The organism is Enterobacter sp. 22499 (assembly GCF_052044815.1).
GTDB lineage: Bacteria > Pseudomonadota > Gammaproteobacteria > Enterobacterales > Enterobacteriaceae > Enterobacter > Enterobacter bugandensis.
Window position 1 is genome coordinate 126,275 of record NZ_JBQENR010000009.1, and the last position, 18,043, is coordinate 144,317.

Here is an 18,043-nt window from a genome sequence, read left to right on the forward strand (position 1 = left end):
GTGAAAGCCCCCATCAAATTGCGCCGCCGCGAGGCGGTTGAACACGTTGATTTACCGGACGATCTCCCGCCGCTGCTAAAGCGCCTCTACGCCAGCCGCGGCGTGCGCCGCGCAGAGGATCTTGAGCGCAGCGTGAAAGGGATGCTGCCCTGGCAGCAGCTGAACGGTATCGAGAAAGCTACCGAAATGCTCTACAACGCGCTGCGTGAGGGAACGCGCATTGTGGTGGTAGGGGATTTCGACGCCGACGGCGCAACCAGCACCGCCCTGAGCGTGCTCAGCCTGCGCGCGCTGGGCTGCGATAATGTCACCTATCTGGTGCCGAACCGCTTTGAAGACGGCTATGGCCTCAGCCCGGAGGTGGTCGATCAGGCCCATGCCCGCGGTGCGCAGATGATCATGACCGTCGACAACGGGATCTCCTCCCATGCGGGCGTCGATCATGCTCACGCTTTGGGGATCCCGGTGCTGGTCACCGATCATCACCTGCCCGGCGATACGCTCCCCGCAGCAGAAGCGATTATTAACCCCAACCTGCGCGACTGTGATTTCCCGTCGAAATCCCTCGCCGGCGTGGGCGTGGCGTTTTATCTGATGCTGGCGTTGCGTACTCTCTTACGCGATAAGGGCTGGTTCGAATCCCGCGGCATTGCCGTTCCAAACCTGGCCGAATACCTCGACCTGGTGGCGCTGGGCACCGTGGCGGACGTGGTACCTCTTGATGCCAATAACCGCATTTTGACCTGGCAGGGCTTAAGCCGTATTCGCGCGGGCAAGTGCCGTCCCGGAATTAAGGCGCTGCTGGAGATTGCCAACCGCGATCCGCTTAAGCTGGCGGCAAGCGACCTGGGCTTTGCCCTCGGGCCGCGTCTGAACGCTGCCGGAAGGCTGGACGATATGTCCGTCGGCGTGGCGCTGCTGCTGTGCGACAACATCGGTGAAGCGCGCGTGCTGGCCAACGAGCTGGACGCCCTGAACCAGACCCGTAAAGAGATTGAGCAGGGGATGCAGGCCGAAGCGCTGACCCTGTGCGAAAAACTTGAGCGCAGCGGCGATACGCTGCCGGGCGGGCTGGCAATGTACCACCCCGAGTGGCATCAGGGCGTGGTCGGCATTCTGGCGTCGCGCATTAAAGAGCGCTTCCACCGCCCGGTGATTGCGTTCGCCCCCGCGGGCGACGGCACGCTGAAAGGCTCTGGCCGTTCGATTCAGGGGCTGCACATGCGCGATGCGCTGGAGCGTCTGGATACGCTTTATCCCGGTCTGATGATTAAGTTTGGCGGTCACGCGATGGCGGCAGGCTTGTCGCTGGAAGAGGCAAAGTTCGACGAGTTCCAGCGCCTGTTTGGCGAGCTGGTCACCGAGTGGATTGACCCGGCGCTGCTGCAGGGCGAAGTGGTCTCTGACGGTGAGCTGTCCGTCTCCGAAATGACGATGGAGGTCGCGCAGATGCTGCGCGATGCCGGTCCATGGGGGCAGATGTTCCCGGAACCGCTGTTCGACGGGCGATTCCGCCTGCTGCAGCAGCGTATCGTCGGCGAACGTCACCTGAAAGTGATGGTTGAGCCGGTGGGCGGCGGACCGCTGCTGGACGGCATCGCCTTCAACGTTGACACCTCCATCTGGCCGGACAACGGCGTGCGCGAGGTCGAGCTGGCGTACAAACTGGATATCAACGAGTTTCGCGGTAACCGCACCCTTCAGATCATCATCGACAATATCTGGCCAATTTAGCGGCAGTAATCTCTATAAAAAAGGGCGTGGATTCGGTACAATCCCGCTCTTATCACCGCATTTTGACAAGTCCATAAAAGAAAACAAACCATGTTTGAAATTAATCCGGTAAAAAACCGTATTCAGGACCTCACGGAGCGCTCTGACGTTCTTAGGGGGTATCTTTGACTACGATGCCAAGAAAGAGCGTCTTGAAGAAGTAAACGCCGAGCTGGAACAGCCGGACGTCTGGAACGAACCTGAACGCGCACAGGCGCTGGGTAAAGAGCGTTCCTCTCTCGAAGCTATCGTAGATACGTTAGATCAAATGGCTCAGGGGCTGGAAGATGTTTCCGGTTTGCTGGAGCTGGCCGTCGAAGCCGACGACGAAGAAACCTTTAACGAAGCCGTGGCAGAACTCGACGGGCTGGAAGAGAAGCTGGCACAGCTGGAATTCCGTCGCATGTTCTCCGGCGAATACGACAGCGCTGACTGCTATCTCGATATTCAGGCAGGTTCTGGCGGTACCGAAGCGCAGGACTGGGCCAGCATGCTGACGCGTATGTATCTGCGTTGGGCGGAAGCGCGCGGCTTCAAAACCGAAATTATCGAAGAGTCTGAAGGTGAAGTGGCCGGTATTAAATCCGTCACTATCAAGATCATTGGCGACTACGCCTACGGCTGGTTGCGTACCGAAACCGGCGTTCACCGCCTGGTGCGTAAGAGCCCGTTTGACTCCGGTGGCCGTCGTCATACCTCCTTCAGCTCCGCGTTTGTTTACCCGGAAGTTGACGAAGATATTGATATCGAAATTAACCCGGCGGACCTGCGTATTGACGTTTACCGCGCGTCCGGCGCGGGTGGTCAGCACGTTAACCGTACGGAATCTGCGGTGCGTATTACCCACATTCCAACCGGGCTGGTAACACAGTGCCAGAACGACCGTTCCCAGCATAAGAACAAAGACCAGGCCATGAAGCAGATGAAAGCGAAGCTTTATGAGCTGGAGATGCAGAAGAAAAATGCTGAGAAACAGGCGATGGAAGATAACAAGTCCGACATCGGTTGGGGCAGCCAGATCCGTTCTTACGTCCTTGATGACTCCCGCATCAAAGACCTGCGTACCGGGGTTGAAACCCGCAACACGCAGGCGGTGCTGGACGGCAGCCTGGACCAATTTATCGAAGCAAGTTTGAAAGCAGGGTTATGAGGAACCAACATGTCTGAACAACAAGCACAGGGCGCTGACGCGGTAGTCGATCTTAACAACGAACTGAAAACCCGCCGCGAGAAGCTGGCAGCGCTGCGCGAGCAGGGCGTGCCGTTCCCGAACGATTTTCGTCGTGACCACACCTCAGACCAACTGCACGCTGACTTCGACGGTAAAGAGAACGAAGAGCTGGAAGCGCTGAACATCGAAGTGGCCGTTGCAGGCCGTATGATGACCCGCCGTATCATGGGTAAAGCCTCCTTCGTGACCTTGCAGGACGTCGGTGGCCGTATTCAGCTGTACGTTTCCCGTGACGACCTGCCGGAAGGCATCTACAACGAGCAGTTCAAAAAGTGGGACCTGGGCGATATCCTGGGCGCGAAAGGTAAACTGTTTAAAACCAAAACCGGTGAACTGTCTATCCACTGCACCGAGCTGCGCCTGCTGACCAAAGCCCTCCGCCCGCTGCCGGACAAGTTCCACGGTTTGCAGGATCAGGAAGCGCGCTATCGTCAGCGTTACCTGGATCTCATCTCTAACGATGAATCCCGCAAGACCTTCAAAATTCGCTCCCAGATCATGGCCGGTATCCGCCAGTTCATGGTCAACCGCGACTTTATGGAAGTGGAAACCCCGATGATGCAGGTGATCCCTGGCGGCGCGTCTGCGCGTCCGTTCATCACTCATCACAACGCCCTGGACCTGGACATGTACCTGCGTATCGCGCCGGAACTGTACCTGAAGCGTCTGGTGGTCGGTGGTTTCGACCGCGTGTTTGAAATCAACCGTAACTTCCGTAACGAAGGTATCTCCGTTCGCCATAACCCAGAGTTCACCATGATGGAACTCTATATGGCGTACGCAGACTACAAAGATCTGATCGAGCTGACCGAATCCCTGTTCCGTACCCTGGCGCAGGACATTCTGGGCACCACGCAGGTTCCTTACGGTGAAGAAGTCTTCGACTTCGGCAAGCCGTTCGAAAAACTGACCATGCGCGAAGCGATCAAGAAGTACCGTCCGGAAACCAACATGGCGGATCTGGATAACTTCGACTCTGCGAAGGCCATCGCTGAAAGCATCGGCATCAAGGTTGAGAAGAGCTGGGGTCTGGGCCGTATCGTGACCGAGATCTTCGAAGAAGTGGCCGAAGCGCACCTGATTCAGCCGACCTTCATTACCGAATACCCGGCGGAAGTCTCTCCGCTGGCGCGTCGTAATGACGAGAACCCGGAAATCACCGACCGTTTCGAATTCTTCATCGGCGGCCGTGAAATCGGCAACGGCTTTAGCGAGCTGAACGATGCGGAAGACCAGGCGCAGCGTTTCCAGGATCAGGTTGACGCGAAAGCAGCAGGCGATGACGAAGCGATGTTCTTCGATGAAGACTATGTGACCGCGCTGGAGCACGGCCTGCCGCCAACTGCAGGTCTGGGTATTGGTATCGACCGTATGGTGATGCTGTTCACCAACAGCCACACCATTCGTGACGTGATCCTGTTCCCGGCAATGCGCCCGGTGAAATAAGGCGTTAAGATGTAAAAAAAGCCCCGAAAGGGGCTTTTTTATTGCACAGCGAACGCTCTCAGCGCGTCTCGCGCGACCGTTGCTTCCTGCACCATCCACGGGCTAAAGCTCCATGGGGCGGCGTCCAGCGCGCGGAATAACGACTCCAGCGTCACCCATTCAAATGCCATCACTTCATCATGGTTAATTCGCAGTTCGCTGGTGACGCGGGCAGCGAAGACCGGGCAAATCTCGTTTTCCACGATCCCGGAAGGATCCGTTTCGCGGTAGCGGAATTCTGAGGCGACAGGCGTAATCGCGGTAATTTCTGCGCCAATCTCATCGCGGCAGCGACGGATAATTGCCTCTTCCGTCCGTTCACCAGATTGAGGGTGACCGCAGACAGAATTCGTCCAGACGCCCGGCCAGGCTTTTTTACTTAGTGCGCGTCGGGTTACCAGACACTCGCCTTCGGCGTTAAACAGCCAGGATGAGAACGCCAGATGCAGCGGGGTTTGGGCAGTATGCGCGGCGTATTTTTCCTGAGTGCCAATTACCATTCCCTGGTCATTAACCAAAATAACGTGTTCTTGAATACTCATTCATGCTCCAGTGCCAACGATGCGGATGGTTCTGCACCATCAACAGGGAGCATTATACGGCAATCTTATACGAACGGTTTGTTTCCAGGAGCGGAAAAGGGCTGACCCATATCTCTCCGGGCTGGTATCATAGTGCGCCATTCACGCTGACCGAGGATCTGTTTTGTTTGCAGGAAGCCTGACGAGAAACCCCATCATCGCCATCTTTTGCCTGACGCTGACGCTATTCCTGGCAGGCTGTTCAGGAAGCAAATCGTCGGATATGGGTAGCTATTCCGGTTCGGTCTATACCGTTAAGCGCGGGGATACGCTGTACCGGATTTCGCGCGCAACGGGGACCAGCGTGAAGGATCTGGCGCGCCTGAATAACATCTCTCCGCCGTACACCATCGAAGTGGGGCAAAAGCTCAAGGTGAACGGCAGTTCGTCCTCGGGCAAAAAATCCTCATCGAAAGGCAAAACCGCCAAAGTGACGCCGTCCTATCAGGTACCGCAATCGTCATGGCCGCCGGTTGGACAGCGCTGCTGGATTTGGCCTGCCAGCGGTAAAGTGGTCGCCCCTTACTCACTCTCTGAGGGTGGCAACAAGGGTATTGATATCGCCGCTGCGCGCGGTACGCCGGTTTATGCCTCTGGGGCAGGGAAGGTGGTTTACGTCGGTAACCAGCTGCGCGGCTACGGTAACCTCATCATGATTAAGCATGGCGAAGATTACATCACCGCCTACGCGCATAACGACACGATGCTGGTCAACAACGGGCAGAACGTGAAAGCGGGGCAGAAGATTGCCACCATGGGCAGCACCGGTACCGATTCGGTGAAGCTGCACTTCCAGATCCGCTATAAGGCGACGGCCATCGATCCGCAACGCTATCTTCCTGCGCCCGGCAGCAAACCGAAGTGCTAAGTGATTATTTAATCGCCGGTTAGTTGTGAAGAGGCTTGTATGAAGGTGCGTAAGGTCTATAATGCCTTACGCACCTCAAAGCGGGCGTAGTTCAATGGTAGAACGAGAGCTTCCCAAGCTCTATACGAGGGTTCGATTCCCTTCGCCCGCTCCAGTTTTTCCCCTTGTGGACAAGCCTTAAAAGCCTTCTCTTTCAGCAGCTTAAATATTTACCTATTTTAGTCGCCTATCGGTTCTACCAGTGTGATCCGCCCTTGGTAACGGTTTCTGAGAAGTTAACGGCGAAGACCAGATCTAAATACAGCACGATAACGTAATACGCTAGGCAGATCAGCGCGATACTTCGTCACCTGAGCCAGAATTTCTTATTCATCATCTCACTTTTTTAAAAATAAGTAAGATTAGGGGTACGCAAATCACAAATCCGTAAATTGCTGCATCGAAAACTATGCCTGTCGCTTGAAGGATAGAATCAATCGAAGCATGGTATTCATTCAACGGTACTGGGTTAGAAAATTGCATACTTTCATTCTCGCTGAAAGCAGAAAATGAGAATGTAGCCAGCGCCAACCCGATAAAGTAGCAAAACGATACAATGCCAATTCCGCCCCAGCGGAGAATAGTTTTAGTTCTATTCGTCATTATCATAAGAACCACCTAATACGCCGCCCACAGTGCCGCCTGAATACGGAGACAATGAATCTCCAATAGCGGCTCCATCTGCAACGAGATGTTGAAATTTCCCACCGGGAGTCTCCTGGAATGGCTGCAAATTGCCTGAATTAGGGAATTGCTCTTTGAATGTGCTTGTCATCTCAACGACAAGCATTGAGGACATGTCGCCACCTTTTGTGATGAGAAATTTTTGCAGAGATACAGGAATGGTGAAATCCTCCTCGGCATCGATAGGTAGCTGTGTTGTCTTCGATGTGTAACCATGCTCGAATATTCTTGAGCCTGCATACTTGATCCCTTCGACTGAATGTGTGGTGCAGTTTCTGCCAGTTACATCATACCCGTCAATGGTGCGGCCTCTTCTCCTCGTGGTTGCTTTCATGTTTGACGTTTGGAACGATGGTTTACTGCTGTTCCATAAGCCTTCGAAAAATGCTCTTGTCTTCACAGGGTCTGCATCGTCTATGCGGAAAACACGAGCACCCATCTCATAGAGTTCAGAACGATAGTAAACCCTTGCGTCTTCATCTTGCAGGAAGTTAAGAACACCATCTCCCGTAAAGCCTAAACGATTGGTTCTGCCATAGCGACCATACGTGTAGAGAAAGATATTGTTATTCTCGTGCACCGAAACGAAAGCGTGACCTGCGTTTTTGGTTTCAGTCCAGATGTAAACGCCGTTCAATAACGGGTTATCTTTGGGTTTGCAGGTTTCAGCAAAGTTATTAGTTTGGGGATCGTCAATCGGGCCGGGAAGAACGGGAAATTCCACAACGTGAGATTGGGCTGTGTCGGCATTCGCTGCCTTTGTAGAAAATTCGTAAGTGTCATCGATGGAAGGAATAAAACGTGATTTGCAGGGGCAGGAACTACGGCTGTGCAGTGTTCCGGCTACCCTTTTACCATGTATGTCATCACTATCAAGACCGCCGCAGATACGATAATAGCCTGGGTGTTTGCCACAGGTTACTTTATGGCCTTCACATGCCATGTCTTTATCGAAAAATTGATGGTCGGGGCATCCTTCAAGAATCCTACCACCGCAAGCTGTCTTATCACCCCTAAATAAAAAATGACCAATAGCCATTCGTCCTTATCCTTGTTTTGCTTGTAAGTCCATGTGGAAAGTGTAGGCTTTTGGTGCTGGCGAGTAAATGAGCAAATCGAACACAAACAAAGCGTAACTGTGAGTGGATTTTAGTTAAGTCATAAATCACAACGGGTTTAACATAGACCTCAAAGTCATTCATAGATTTACTGCCGCCCCGGCAGACGAGCCTGCTCTATCTAAAAAAGTGAGGACCTTTGGTACGCTGTTCATGTTTTCTAACGTAAAAGGCTGCATTACGCAGCCTTTTAAAATTCACCCTTTCGGGAACACCCAAACATGCTTCTCCGGCAGCGAAAGATGGCAGTGCTGCGGATCCCGAACCTCATGCCCGTACGCGCGAATGACAAAATCATCTCCCGGCGTGCGGAACAGGTACTCCCAGCGGTCGCCAAGATACATGCTGGTGAGCAGCGGCAGTTCAAGCTGATTTTCCCCTGGCCCCTCAACCACCGCCACGCGTTCGACCCGGATCACCGCCGTAGCGTCATTACCGCTCTGTACCCCTTCACCGGCCTGGCCCCACAGCACCCATCCTTTCCCTTCGATACGCGCTCTCCCGTCGCGCACTTCGGTGACCTTGCCGTGCAGGCGGTTGTTGCTGCCCATAAACTCGGCGGTAAACAGCGTTTTCGGCGAGCCGTACATCTCCTGCGGCGTGCCCTGTTGCTCAATTTTGCCGTTGTTAAGCAGCAGGATGCGGTCGGAGATGGACATCGCTTCGTTCTGATCGTGCGTCACCATCAGCGCGGATAACCCGAGCTTGATAATCAGCTCGCGCAGGAACACGCGGGCCTCTTCGCGCAGCTTGGCGTCGAGGTTGGAAAGCGGCTCGTCCAGCAAAATCACCGGTGGGTTGTACACCAGCGCCCGGCCAATCGCCACGCGCTGCTGTTGCCCGCCGGAGAGCTGGTGCGGGTGACGTTTGCCAAGATGGCCCAGACCCAGCTGGTCCAGCACGTCCTGTACGCGCTGCTGGATCTCTTTGGCCGGAACTTTACGCAGCTTGAGCGGATAGGCCACGTTCTCAAACACGGTTTTGTGCGGCCACAGGGCATAGGACTGGAACACCAGCCCCAGGTTACGCTCTTCTGCCGGGATCTCACTGCGCGGCGTGCCGTCGTAAACTTTATTGTTGCCAATGACAATTGACCCCTGCGTCGGTTTTTCCAGACCCGCGACGGCACGCAGCAGGGTGGTTTTACCGCTGCCGGAGGGGCCTAACAGGGAGACCACTTCGCCGCGCTTCAGGTTCATGGAGACACCTTTTAAAACAGGATTGTCGCCGTAGGTTAAGTGCAGATCGTCAACCGCTAATTCAATCATGTATTTTCACTCCGAAACGAAGGGCAATGCCCAGACCTACCACGACCAGCAGGATGTTAATGAAAGAGAGCGCCGCCACGATATCAATGGCACCCGCGGCCCAGAGGGAAACCAGCATTGAACCGATGGTCTCCGTGCCGGGGGAAAGCAGATACACACCCGTTGAGTATTCGCGCTCAAAGATCAGAAACATCAGCAGCCACGAACCAATAAGACCGTAGCGGGAGAGTGGGATGGTCACATGACGGGTGATCTGCCCGCGCGTCGCCCCGGTGCTGCGCGCGGCTTCTTCAAGCTCTGGCCCCACCTGCAGCAGCGTGGAAGAGATAAGCCTCAGCCCGTAAGCCATCCACACCACGGTATAGGCCAGCCAGACGCTGAAAATGGTGCTGCGCAGGGAACGCAGCCAGACGATGACGTTCTCGCGCATCCAGTCGGTCCAGGCGAACCCGGAAAGCCAGCCGGATTTCAGCGAGTTGTCCAGCCACATCGGCAGGAACAGGAACACCCACAGGAACGCCAGACCGGCAAGCAGGCCAGGCACGGCGCGCGGCACCAGCACGCTGTAGTCCAGGAAGCGCGTGGTGTTATCCGGTTTACGGTGCATCGCAATCCCGACGAACAGGTAGCACGCCACGGCCAGCGCGCCGCCAATCACCCCAATTGCCATGGAGTTGACGATGGCGCGCAGCAGGTTGGGCTGTGCCCAGATGGTGCGGAAAGTGCTCAGCGAAAGCTCATCCCACAGCGAAACGCCCACACCCCAGTTGGAGATAAACGCGCGCAGCACCACGCCGAGCAGCGGCACGCCGATGGTGACGGTGAGCCAGAAGGCAACCACCGCCCCGGCAACCCAGCGCCATTTGCCCAGCGGTAACGCGCGAGCCTGTGAGGCTTTCCCTTTCATCGTGACGAAGCGGTTGGCGGTGCGCATCAGACGGCGCTGGAGCATCACCAGCGGGATGGTGATGCAAATCAGCACCACGGCAACCGCCGCCATCAGGTGATAGGAAGGCGTGCCGAGCTTGTTCGTCAGCTGGTACAGGTAGGTTGCCAGCACCATATTGCCTTCCGGATCGCCGAGCACCAGCATCAGGCCAAATACTTCCAGCCCGAGGAAGAACAGCAGCACGATGGCGTACAGGATCGACGGGCGCACCATCGGCAGGCTGACGGAGGTCATCACCTGCAGCGGAGAGGCACCCGCAATGCGCGCGGCTTCTTCCACATCAGAGCCGACGCTGCGCAGCGCGGATGAAATATAGAGATAGGCATGCGGCACGTGCGTCAGGCCAGCAATGACCACGATGCTCGACATATCGTAGATGTTCCACGGCACAAAGCCGATCAGCGCCTGCGCCCACAGGGACAGAAAGCCCACGGGACCGGCAGCCACCACATAGCCAAAGCCGAGCACCATCGGCGATACGAAAATGGGGACCAGGATCAGCGGTTCAATCAGGCGGCGGCCGGGCAGGTCGGTGCGAACCATCAGAAACGCCAGCACGCCACCCAGCGGAATGGCGATGATGACCAGCCCGAAGGCGAGAATAAAGCCGCTTCTCAGGGCCTTATAGAAATCAGGGTCGGTGAAGATAAAGCCAAATGATTCAAGGCTCCACTCTTTTGCCGGAGAAAAGAACGGAGCGGACAGGAAGCTCTGTATCACGATAAATGACAGCGGCGTGTAGATAACCAGAGCGGTTATCAGCACGACGATGCCGCGCGGCAGGCTTTGCCACTTTCTGCGTAATGTATTCATGGGGTATCCCTGGTGTTGCAGCCCAATAAAACGAACTCAGTCGACAGGAAGCGCGACGGCGTGCGCCGCGCCCGAACGCTTATTTGGCGGCGGCTGCACGCCACTCTTTGATGTACTCGAGGCGTTTTTTCGGCTGCAGGTACTCCAGCAGCGTTTCGTCAACCGGGATCGGCTTCAGCGCGTTACCGAGGATTTTGGTCAGGCCGTCAATATCATTTTTGCCTTCGATATCGTTACGGATGGAGGGAATATCCGCCTGACTGGCCAGAATGCTTTGCCCTTTTTCAGACAGCACATAGTCCAGCCACAGTTTTGCCGCATTGCTGTTTTGCGCCTGCTGGCTGATGAACGACACGCGCGAGAGCACCAGCGTGTAATCTTTCGGGTACGAAATGCCGAGAGAAGGATCGTTCTTCGCGCGAGCTTCAGCATAGGATCCGAGAATGTTAAAGCCGATCAGGTTTTCACCGGAGGAAACCCTCTCCATCATGGTGCCCGTTGATGACTGCACCGCTAAGCCGCCTTTGGCGACGTCGGCCAGGGTTTTAAAGTAGTTTGGATCGGCCTTGTGATCCTGCACGGAAAGCATAAAGCCAAGACCCGATTTTTCGATGTCGTAGGTGGTGACTTTGCTCTTGAATTTGTCCGTCTGGCTGGCAATCTGCTTCGCCAGCGCGGCGTGAGAATCCGGCACGTCGCCAGCCGGGATCAGGCGCTTGTTGTAGATAAAGACCACTGGCTCATAGGTGGTGCCGTATGCCTTATCTTTCCAGACTGCCCATTTCGGCAGCTGACTTTGCTCCGGCGATTTGTACTCCATGGCGTAGTCGGTGGCGAGTTTCAGCCCGGTGTCCATTGAGGAGCTCCAGACCACGTCGCCGCTACCGCCACCAGAGGCCTGTTCGCTGATAAAACGGTTGTACAGCTCGGTGCTGTTCATGTCGTTGTATTCAACTTTGATGCCCGGGTAGGTTTTTTCGAAGCCCGCAATCAGCGGCCCGGCGGCTTTGGTGTCGGTGGTGGAGTAAATCACCACCTTGCCCTCTTTGGTGGCGGCATCGACAACTTTTTGATACTCAGCAGGATAGCCCTGCGGCAGGGCAGAGAGTGCAGAAGCAGAGAACAGGACAGTAGCGGTAAGCAGAGAAATTCGGAACGTGTTCGACATTATAGTTAACCTTTTAGTTACATTTGAGGAACTAATTGTCAACATAGCGTAAAGCGCGCCTCCGACAATAGGGAGGCGCGGGCAATGATTCCGAAGTGTGACTGTCACCATCGTTTCAGCAATTAACACCATAAAATCCGCGAACGTTTGCCTGCGAACGGTTACGGATTACGGTTTATCATCGGCTTTGCGGTATAGCCGCCGTGGATGACCAATATTGCCATACAGCATTTCGACGATGATTAACCCGCTCTCCACACAGTATTCCAGGTAGCGACGCCCCGTGGTTTTGCTGATCCCCACGTTTTCCACCACCTCTTCAACCGACATCGCGCTGTCGGGATGTTCGGCGAACAGGCGTTTAATCCTTTCCAGCGTTTGGGGTTCAATGCCCTTCGTCGACGGCGTAATGGAGGCTTCCGCGGCAGGCAGATTAAACAGACGATCCAGCGCGTGCTGGTCGACCACCTTCACCTGCTGCACGGTGTGGACGAAGCGCATAAACCGCTCCAGCGAGGCGTGCAGGCGCTGGAAAAAGACGGGCTTGATCAGGTAGTCAAACGCGCCGCTGCGCATGGCATGGCTGCAGGTCTGCATATCGCTGGCGGCGGTGATGAAGATCACCGAGCATTCATAGCTTTTCAGCAGCGGGTTATCGATGAGCTCCACGCCTTTACCGTCCGGGAGATAGTTGTCCAGCAGGATAAGCCGCGGCTGATGCTGACGAATCAGGCTGCATGCCTGCTCAATCGACGCGGCGATGCCCACCACGCGCAAGTGAAAATTCTGCTCGATATACTCGCGATGCAGCTCCGCCAGGTGCGGTTCATCTTCAACGATCACAACGTCAAGTGGTTGGGTCATGCGGTTGTCCATTGGGAATAAACACAGAAAAAATGGTACCCTGCGGCGTGTTGTCGGCGATCTCTATGCTGCCGCCCGCTTTCCTGATATAGCCTGCCACCAGAAACAGGCCAATACCGTGCTCGGTACCCACAATATCGTTTTCACTTTCCGGTTTGCTGCTGAATCCCTGGCGGAAAATGTGTGGCTTCACCGCCTCATCCACACCGCAGCCTCTGTCTGCCACCTCTATCAACAACTCCTGGTTGCGGTCAGAAATGTAGAGTTCCACCGGCGCGGGGACCGGTGCCTTAAGGGTCGCGTCCACCGCGTTATCCAGCAGGTTACCAATAATGGACATCAGCTCCGTTTCGTTGAGCGTGCCGGGCATGCGGGTGAGCTGGCAGGCCGGGTCAAATTGCAGTTCAACGCCTTTTTCGCGCGCGCTGACGTATTTTCCTAACAGCAGCCCGCACAGGGCCGGAGAGACAAAATGGGCGGAGACAAAATCCAGCACGCGCTGCGCGCCTTCTGACTGCACCTGGATGTAACGGATCGCCTCGTCATAGTGTTTCATCTGCAGCAGCCCCACCAGCGTGGCGGTCCAGTTCAGCTGCTCGTGGCGCATAATGCGCAGGTTGTCCGCATAGCGCTTGATCTGGCTCAGTTGGCTGCTGAGGGTGTTAATGTCGTTTTTGTCGCGAAAGCTGTACACCCAGCCGCTTTCAACGCCGGGTTCGACTTCAATCGCCACGCGGTTAACGATCACCTCTCGCTGGTTAAGCACTGCGATTTGGTCGTGGCGACCAGCGCTTACCGAGGCGTAGCGCTGGGATAAAAAGCCCGGCAACGTCTGCAGAACGTCTTCCAGCGGTTTGCCGATAAGTTCTTTCTCACTTTGATGAATATCGAGCATCTCCCTGGCTGCCCGGTTAATTAAAATCAGCCGCTTCTCTTCATTGATGGCAAATACCCCCTCGTACATGGCTTCTAATAGCGCGCGTTGCTGCAAAACCAACTGGGCGATATCTTTCGGCTCAAGGCGGAACATCTGCTTTTTAAGATTGCGGGTAAACAGCCAGGAGAAAATAAACAGCAACAGCAGAAGGGCAATACCGTACAGTCCAGCCTGCCAGAGAATGCGGGCGTTAATATTGGCGATATACGAGGTCAGATAGCCGACCGAGACGATGCCAATGACCTGATGCTGCGCATTAAAGATTGGCGCTTTGCTGCGCAGCGACACCCCAATCCCGCCCTGACGCACGGAAATAATGGTTTTGCCTTTTAACACCTCCGCATTATCCCCTCCAATCATCGGTAAATTAATGCGCTCCGGTGATTCCGAATGATAAAGGTGCTGTTCCCGGGTATCGCCAATCACAATATAGCTGGCATCGCTTTCGGCACGCAGCGGCTGTATTAAGCGGGCGATACCGGGGATATCTCTGGCTGCCACCATTTCCGGCAGACCCGGTATCAGGGCGATTTCACTGGCCTGAACCCGGGCGCGCTGGCCCAAATCGTGGTGTAGCTGTCGGTCAATAAAATGAAACAGGATCGTTCCCAGCAGAACTAACAGCAGGCAGGAGAAGCACACCAGCGCTAAAAACAGCTTTACCTGAAAAGAGAGTCTGCGTTTCATTCAACCTGTGCTAGCCCTATGAAAGTGAGAGATTTGCGGAGCCTGACATGTGCCAATAGCGGACGCAATCTGGCGAGAAAAGAGTTGTGACCTGGCTTTTCGTTTTCGGCGTTATAGCCATCAGGATCCCGTAAGGCTATGCTTCATTCAGCAAGATAATAATTACAGAGGCAATGTCATGGATAAAGAACTACTGGATGAGGGTTACCGGGCCTATACCGGCGAGAAAATTGACGTTTACTTTAATACCGGGATCTGCAAACACTCAGGTAACTGCGTGCGTGGGAGCGCAAAGCTGTTTAATCTGAAACGTAAGCCGTGGATCATTCCCGATGAAGTGGACGTTGAAACGGTTGTACGCGTGATTGATACCTGCCCGAGCGGTGCGCTGAAGTATCGCCAAAAATAAGCGAGGAACCATGGAAATTCTGGAAGGCCATAACAAGTTTTACGTGAATGATGAGAACGGCAATCAGGTCGCAGAGATTGTCTTCGTGCCGACCGGCGAGCACCTGAGCATTATCGAGCACACCGATGTGGATGAGAGCCTGAAAGGGCAGGGCGTCGGTAAACAGCTGGTGGCGAAAGTGGTGGAGAAGATGCGCGGTGAGAACCGCAAAATTATTCCGCTGTGCCCGTTTGCGAAGCATGAGTTTGATAAGACGCGGGAATATGACGATATTCGGGCGTAAATAACGCGCCCGGCAGCACGCCGGGCACGAGTACGTCTAGCCAACAAACATCACCGACACGCACAGCACGCCGACGACCAGCGTCAGCAGGCTGCCAATTGAGCGGTACGGTTTCAGGGAAGGGATCAGATACGTCGACAGCGTCGGCATGATAAACAGGATCATGGCGATAAGCGGGCCGCTGATGGCGTAAATCATTGAGATGGCGTTCGGGTTAATGCAGCAGACCGCAAAGGTGATTAACGACACCCCCATAATGGAAATGGCGCGGTTAAAGGCGCGGCTCTTTTTAATACCCACCTGATTTAGCGACGACTTCACGATCTCCGTCGCCCCTTCAATCACCCCAAAATAGGTGCCGAGGAACGATTTCGACATCGCTACGATCGCCACGATAATCCCGGAAATGCCGAGCCAGGCTGGGGAAGACGGCATCATCGACAGCGCTGACAGAATCGTCACCCCCTGCTCTTTGGCGGCCATAATATAGGACGGTGGAATAGAGAGCAGGCAGCTGAAGACAAAGAACAGCACGCTCAGGCAGATAATCAGGTACGCCACCTTCATGATCTTCTTGCATTTATCCATGGCACCGTCGGCAAATTTCTCGCGACGGTCAACGGCAAACGTTGAGATAATCGGGGTATGGCTAAAGGCAAACACCATCACCGGAATTGAAATCCATACCTGATGCAGCGTTTGGCGATCGAAAGCCATCTGGCTGGTGAGCAACGAGGGCTGCCAGCTTCCGGTGAGATAGATCGAGACAAACAGGAAATAGGCAATCAGCGGAAACACCAGGAAGCCCATCACTTTTATCGTGATATGCCGTCCCATCAGGAAAATCAGATTCAATACCAGCACCACCCCCAGGCTGACCAGCACGCGAACGGTGGTGTCCACCGTCAGGTGTTTTGCCAGCTGCTCGGTTAACGAGTTGGTAATGGCCACCGCATAAATCTGCACCACCACAAAAAAGGCGATGAAATAGAGCGTGGTGATCAGATTGCCAATCTTCTTACCATAGTAGTGGGAGACGGCGCCGGTGATCCCTTCATTACCTTTTGTGTTTGACGAGAGAATAAATTGCGCCAGCGCCCGGTGCGGCCAGTAGGTTAACGGATAGGCCACGAGGGCGGTGATAAACAGGACAATAGCGCCTGCGGAGCCCAGCTGAATGGGCAAGAACAGCGTTCCTGCACCCACGGCCGTGCCATAGAGAGCGAAACTCCAGAGAGTCTCATCTTTTGACCAAATTTTCGACATTAGAGCAACGTTTCAACTAACAAACCATCAGAATGGCGTGCAATTTACCATAGTTATGCCTGAAGAGCGCAGTTGCTTCGACGGAGTTTGGCCGGAACAGGCGTCCGGCCAGCGAGGGTTTAGCCTGCCAGAGCGCGTCGTTGCTGGCGACGCTTAAGGAATTTCTCACGCAGGTTATCGTATGCCCAGTTATAGAACATGGTGTATGGCAGGAAGAACAGGAAGAAACCAATTTCTAACGTGAATGCCTCAAGCAGGGTCACGCCCAGCACGGCGGCGACAATCGACACGCCGATTACAATAAACCCGCATTCGAACCCCAGGGCGTGCAGCGCGCGCACTTTTGCCGTACGTTTTACGCGCTGGACAGGCCAGAAACGGTCGAAACCGAAGTTATAGATAATGTTCCAGAGCATGGCGGTGGTAGCCAGGATAATGGTTAACCCACCCATCTCCACCACCGAGCGCTGCATCAGCCATGCCGCCGTGGGGGCGAGAATTGCCGTGGCAATCCCTTCGAAACAGACAGCATGAAAGATCCGCTCCGGCAGCTTACGTTGGAGTGCATCCTGATGTTGCATAGTGTAGACCTCATTTATTCACCGGTATGGGCGTTGATGCAGCCTATTTTTATCGCTAAAGCTGATATATTAAAGATAGTATCCATCGATAAAGTAGATAGTTTATGCGCTATTCACCTGAAGCTCTTACCGCGTTTGTTGAGACCGTTGCGGCAGGCTCTTTCTCTGCTGCCGCGCGCAGGCTGCGTAAAAGCCAGTCGACGATCAGCACCTCCATTGCCAACCTTGAAGCCGATCTGGGTTTCGAACTGTTTGACCGCTCGGCGCGCCAGCCGGTGTTAACGGTCCAGGGAGAACAGGTGCTGGGCTATGTGCAGGCCATCCTCGCCGCCAGCACGCGGCTGGATGAACTGGCGGTGTCGTTAACGGCACAAACGGAGGCGCGTCTGACGTTTGTCCTCTCCGATACCCTCAACCCCGACGTGCTTGAAGATCTGATGAAGCAGTTTGACGCTCGCTTTCCCCACACGGAATTCGAATGCCTGATTGGCGAGGAAGAGGACGTGATCGATCTGCTACAAAAGGAGCGCGCGCAGGTGGGGCTGACGGAAGCGCGAGACGGTTATCCTACGGATATTGGCGCTACCCGGCTGCCGGTGCAGACCCGAATGGCGATATATGCCGCGACCACGCATCCGCTCGCCGGACAATACGAGGTGCAGAGCGACGAGCTGCACGGCTGGCGGGAGCTGAGGCTCAGCACCTACCTTGAGCGCGAGGCTGAGATCGCGCGCGGGCCCGTCTGGTCAGCGCCGAACTACCTGTTACTGCTGAGTATGGCCGTCCAGGGGTTCGGCTGGTGCGTGCTGCCGTGCGCGCTGGTGGATGAATTCGCCGCCGCGAAGTCGCTGGTACAGCTCAATGTTCCCGGCTGGCCACGGGCGATCGGCATCGATCTACTGTGGAATAAACGATCCCCTCCCGGCGTGGCCGGAAGCTGGCTACGGCAGTATCTGCAGGATGCACGCTAATCCTTGTGATTAAACTCACTATTTTTAAACAATTAAGATAATTGCCAGTAACAATCCTCTACTATCGT

Annotated in this window: 16 protein-coding genes and 1 tRNA gene; 8 read left to right on the forward strand and 9 right to left on the reverse strand. The window is 55.0% G+C overall.

Translation table 11 applies throughout. The features are described 5' to 3' along the window. From recJ to lysS, 3 genes are all read left to right on the forward strand, one after another. Complete coding sequence (recJ, locus tag ACTJI7_RS20945) at window positions 1-1,734, forward strand: single-stranded-DNA-specific exonuclease RecJ (RefSeq protein ID WP_041908356.1); 1,734 nt, start codon at window positions 1-3, stop codon at window positions 1,732-1,734. Between the two features lie 90 nt (window positions 1,735-1,824). Continuing rightward, a protein-coding gene (prfB, locus tag ACTJI7_RS20950) for a peptide chain release factor 2 (RefSeq protein ID WP_100170824.1) occupies window positions 1,825-2,923 on the forward strand; the annotation gives its coding sequence in 2 pieces (ribosomal slippage) (window positions 1,825-1,899 and window positions 1,901-2,923; 1,098 coding nt in all). Window positions 2,924-2,932: 9 nt separating this feature from the next. Then, window positions 2,933-4,450, forward strand: a complete 1,518-nt coding sequence (gene lysS, locus ACTJI7_RS20955; RefSeq protein WP_014885130.1) for a lysine--tRNA ligase — start codon at window positions 2,933-2,935, stop codon at window positions 4,448-4,450. Between the two features lie 38 nt (window positions 4,451-4,488). Here the strand turns inward: lysS and idi are convergent, their stop codons facing one another. Then, window positions 4,489-5,031 carry an isopentenyl-diphosphate Delta-isomerase gene (idi, locus tag ACTJI7_RS20960; RefSeq protein ID WP_402740648.1) on the reverse strand — a complete coding sequence of 181 codons (543 nt, stop codon included), beginning with the start codon at window positions 5,029-5,031 and terminating at the stop codon, window positions 4,489-4,491. Between the two features lie 163 nt (window positions 5,032-5,194). Here idi and actS point away from each other — a divergent pair, with 163 nt between their 5' ends. Both actS and ACTJI7_RS20970 read left to right on the forward strand, forming a co-directional pair. Beyond that, window positions 5,195-5,938, forward strand: coding sequence for an amidase activator ActS (gene actS, locus ACTJI7_RS20965; RefSeq protein WP_041908359.1), 744 nt, complete (start codon window positions 5,195-5,197; stop codon window positions 5,936-5,938). An 80-nt stretch (window positions 5,939-6,018) separates the two neighbouring features. Continuing rightward, window positions 6,019-6,092: transfer RNA gene (locus ACTJI7_RS20970), tRNA-Gly, on the forward strand. Window positions 6,093-6,569: 477 nt separating this feature from the next. Here ACTJI7_RS20970 and ACTJI7_RS20975 read toward each other — a convergent pair. From ACTJI7_RS20975 to ACTJI7_RS21000, 6 genes are all read right to left on the reverse strand, one after another. Further along, window positions 6,570-7,700, reverse strand: a complete 1,131-nt coding sequence (locus tag ACTJI7_RS20975) for a PAAR domain-containing protein (RefSeq protein ID WP_047367451.1) — start codon at window positions 7,698-7,700, stop codon at window positions 6,570-6,572. A gap of 276 nt (window positions 7,701-7,976) precedes the next feature. Then, entirely contained in the window at window positions 7,977-9,047 is a 1,071-nt protein-coding gene (locus tag ACTJI7_RS20980) for an ABC transporter ATP-binding protein (RefSeq protein WP_047367452.1), read from the reverse strand. Further along, a complete protein-coding gene (locus ACTJI7_RS20985) occupies window positions 9,040-10,809 on the reverse strand; it encodes an ABC transporter permease (protein ID WP_045260923.1) in 1,770 nt (589 codons plus the stop codon). Before ACTJI7_RS20985 ends, ACTJI7_RS20980 begins: the two co-directional genes overlap by 8 nt. Before the next feature lie 79 nt (window positions 10,810-10,888). Then, window positions 10,889-11,977 (reverse strand): ABC transporter substrate-binding protein, encoded by a 1,089-nt coding sequence (locus ACTJI7_RS20990; protein WP_402740647.1) that lies wholly within the window; start codon window positions 11,975-11,977, stop codon window positions 10,889-10,891. Window positions 11,978-12,145: 168 nt separating this feature from the next. Then, window positions 12,146-12,841, reverse strand: a complete 696-nt coding sequence (locus ACTJI7_RS20995) for a response regulator (RefSeq protein ID WP_075206212.1) — start codon at window positions 12,839-12,841, stop codon at window positions 12,146-12,148. Further along, window positions 12,825-14,465 carry an ATP-binding protein gene (locus ACTJI7_RS21000; protein ID WP_126344936.1) on the reverse strand — a complete coding sequence of 547 codons (1,641 nt, stop codon included), beginning with the start codon at window positions 14,463-14,465 and terminating at the stop codon, window positions 12,825-12,827. The genes ACTJI7_RS20995 and ACTJI7_RS21000 overlap by 17 nt, the downstream gene beginning before the upstream one ends. 178 nt (window positions 14,466-14,643) lie before the next feature. On the opposite strand from ACTJI7_RS21000, the gene yjdI reads away from it, so the two are divergent. Both yjdI and ACTJI7_RS21010 read left to right on the forward strand, forming a co-directional pair. Further along, on the forward strand, window positions 14,644-14,874 hold the full coding sequence (gene yjdI / locus ACTJI7_RS21005; protein ID WP_041908367.1) for a 4Fe-4S mono-cluster protein YjdI: 231 nt from the start codon (window positions 14,644-14,646) through the stop codon (window positions 14,872-14,874). 10 nt (window positions 14,875-14,884) lie between these two features. Then, complete coding sequence (locus ACTJI7_RS21010; RefSeq protein WP_048957332.1) at window positions 14,885-15,157, forward strand: GNAT family N-acetyltransferase; 273 nt, start codon at window positions 14,885-14,887, stop codon at window positions 15,155-15,157. Between the two features lie 36 nt (window positions 15,158-15,193). Here the strand turns inward: ACTJI7_RS21010 and ACTJI7_RS21015 are convergent, their stop codons facing one another. Next, window positions 15,194-16,423 carry an amino acid permease gene (locus tag ACTJI7_RS21015; RefSeq protein ID WP_059358104.1) on the reverse strand — a complete coding sequence of 410 codons (1,230 nt, stop codon included), beginning with the start codon at window positions 16,421-16,423 and terminating at the stop codon, window positions 15,194-15,196. 119 nt (window positions 16,424-16,542) lie between these two features. Next, window positions 16,543-17,004 (reverse strand): multidrug/biocide efflux PACE transporter, encoded by a 462-nt coding sequence (locus ACTJI7_RS21020; RefSeq protein WP_041908370.1) that lies wholly within the window; start codon window positions 17,002-17,004, stop codon window positions 16,543-16,545. A 104-nt stretch (window positions 17,005-17,108) separates the two neighbouring features. Between ACTJI7_RS21020 and ACTJI7_RS21025 the strand changes: the two genes are divergently transcribed. Continuing rightward, entirely contained in the window at window positions 17,109-17,975 is an 867-nt protein-coding gene (locus ACTJI7_RS21025; RefSeq protein WP_063155120.1) for a LysR family transcriptional regulator, read from the forward strand. The last annotated feature ends 68 nt before the right edge of the window (window positions 17,976-18,043 follow it).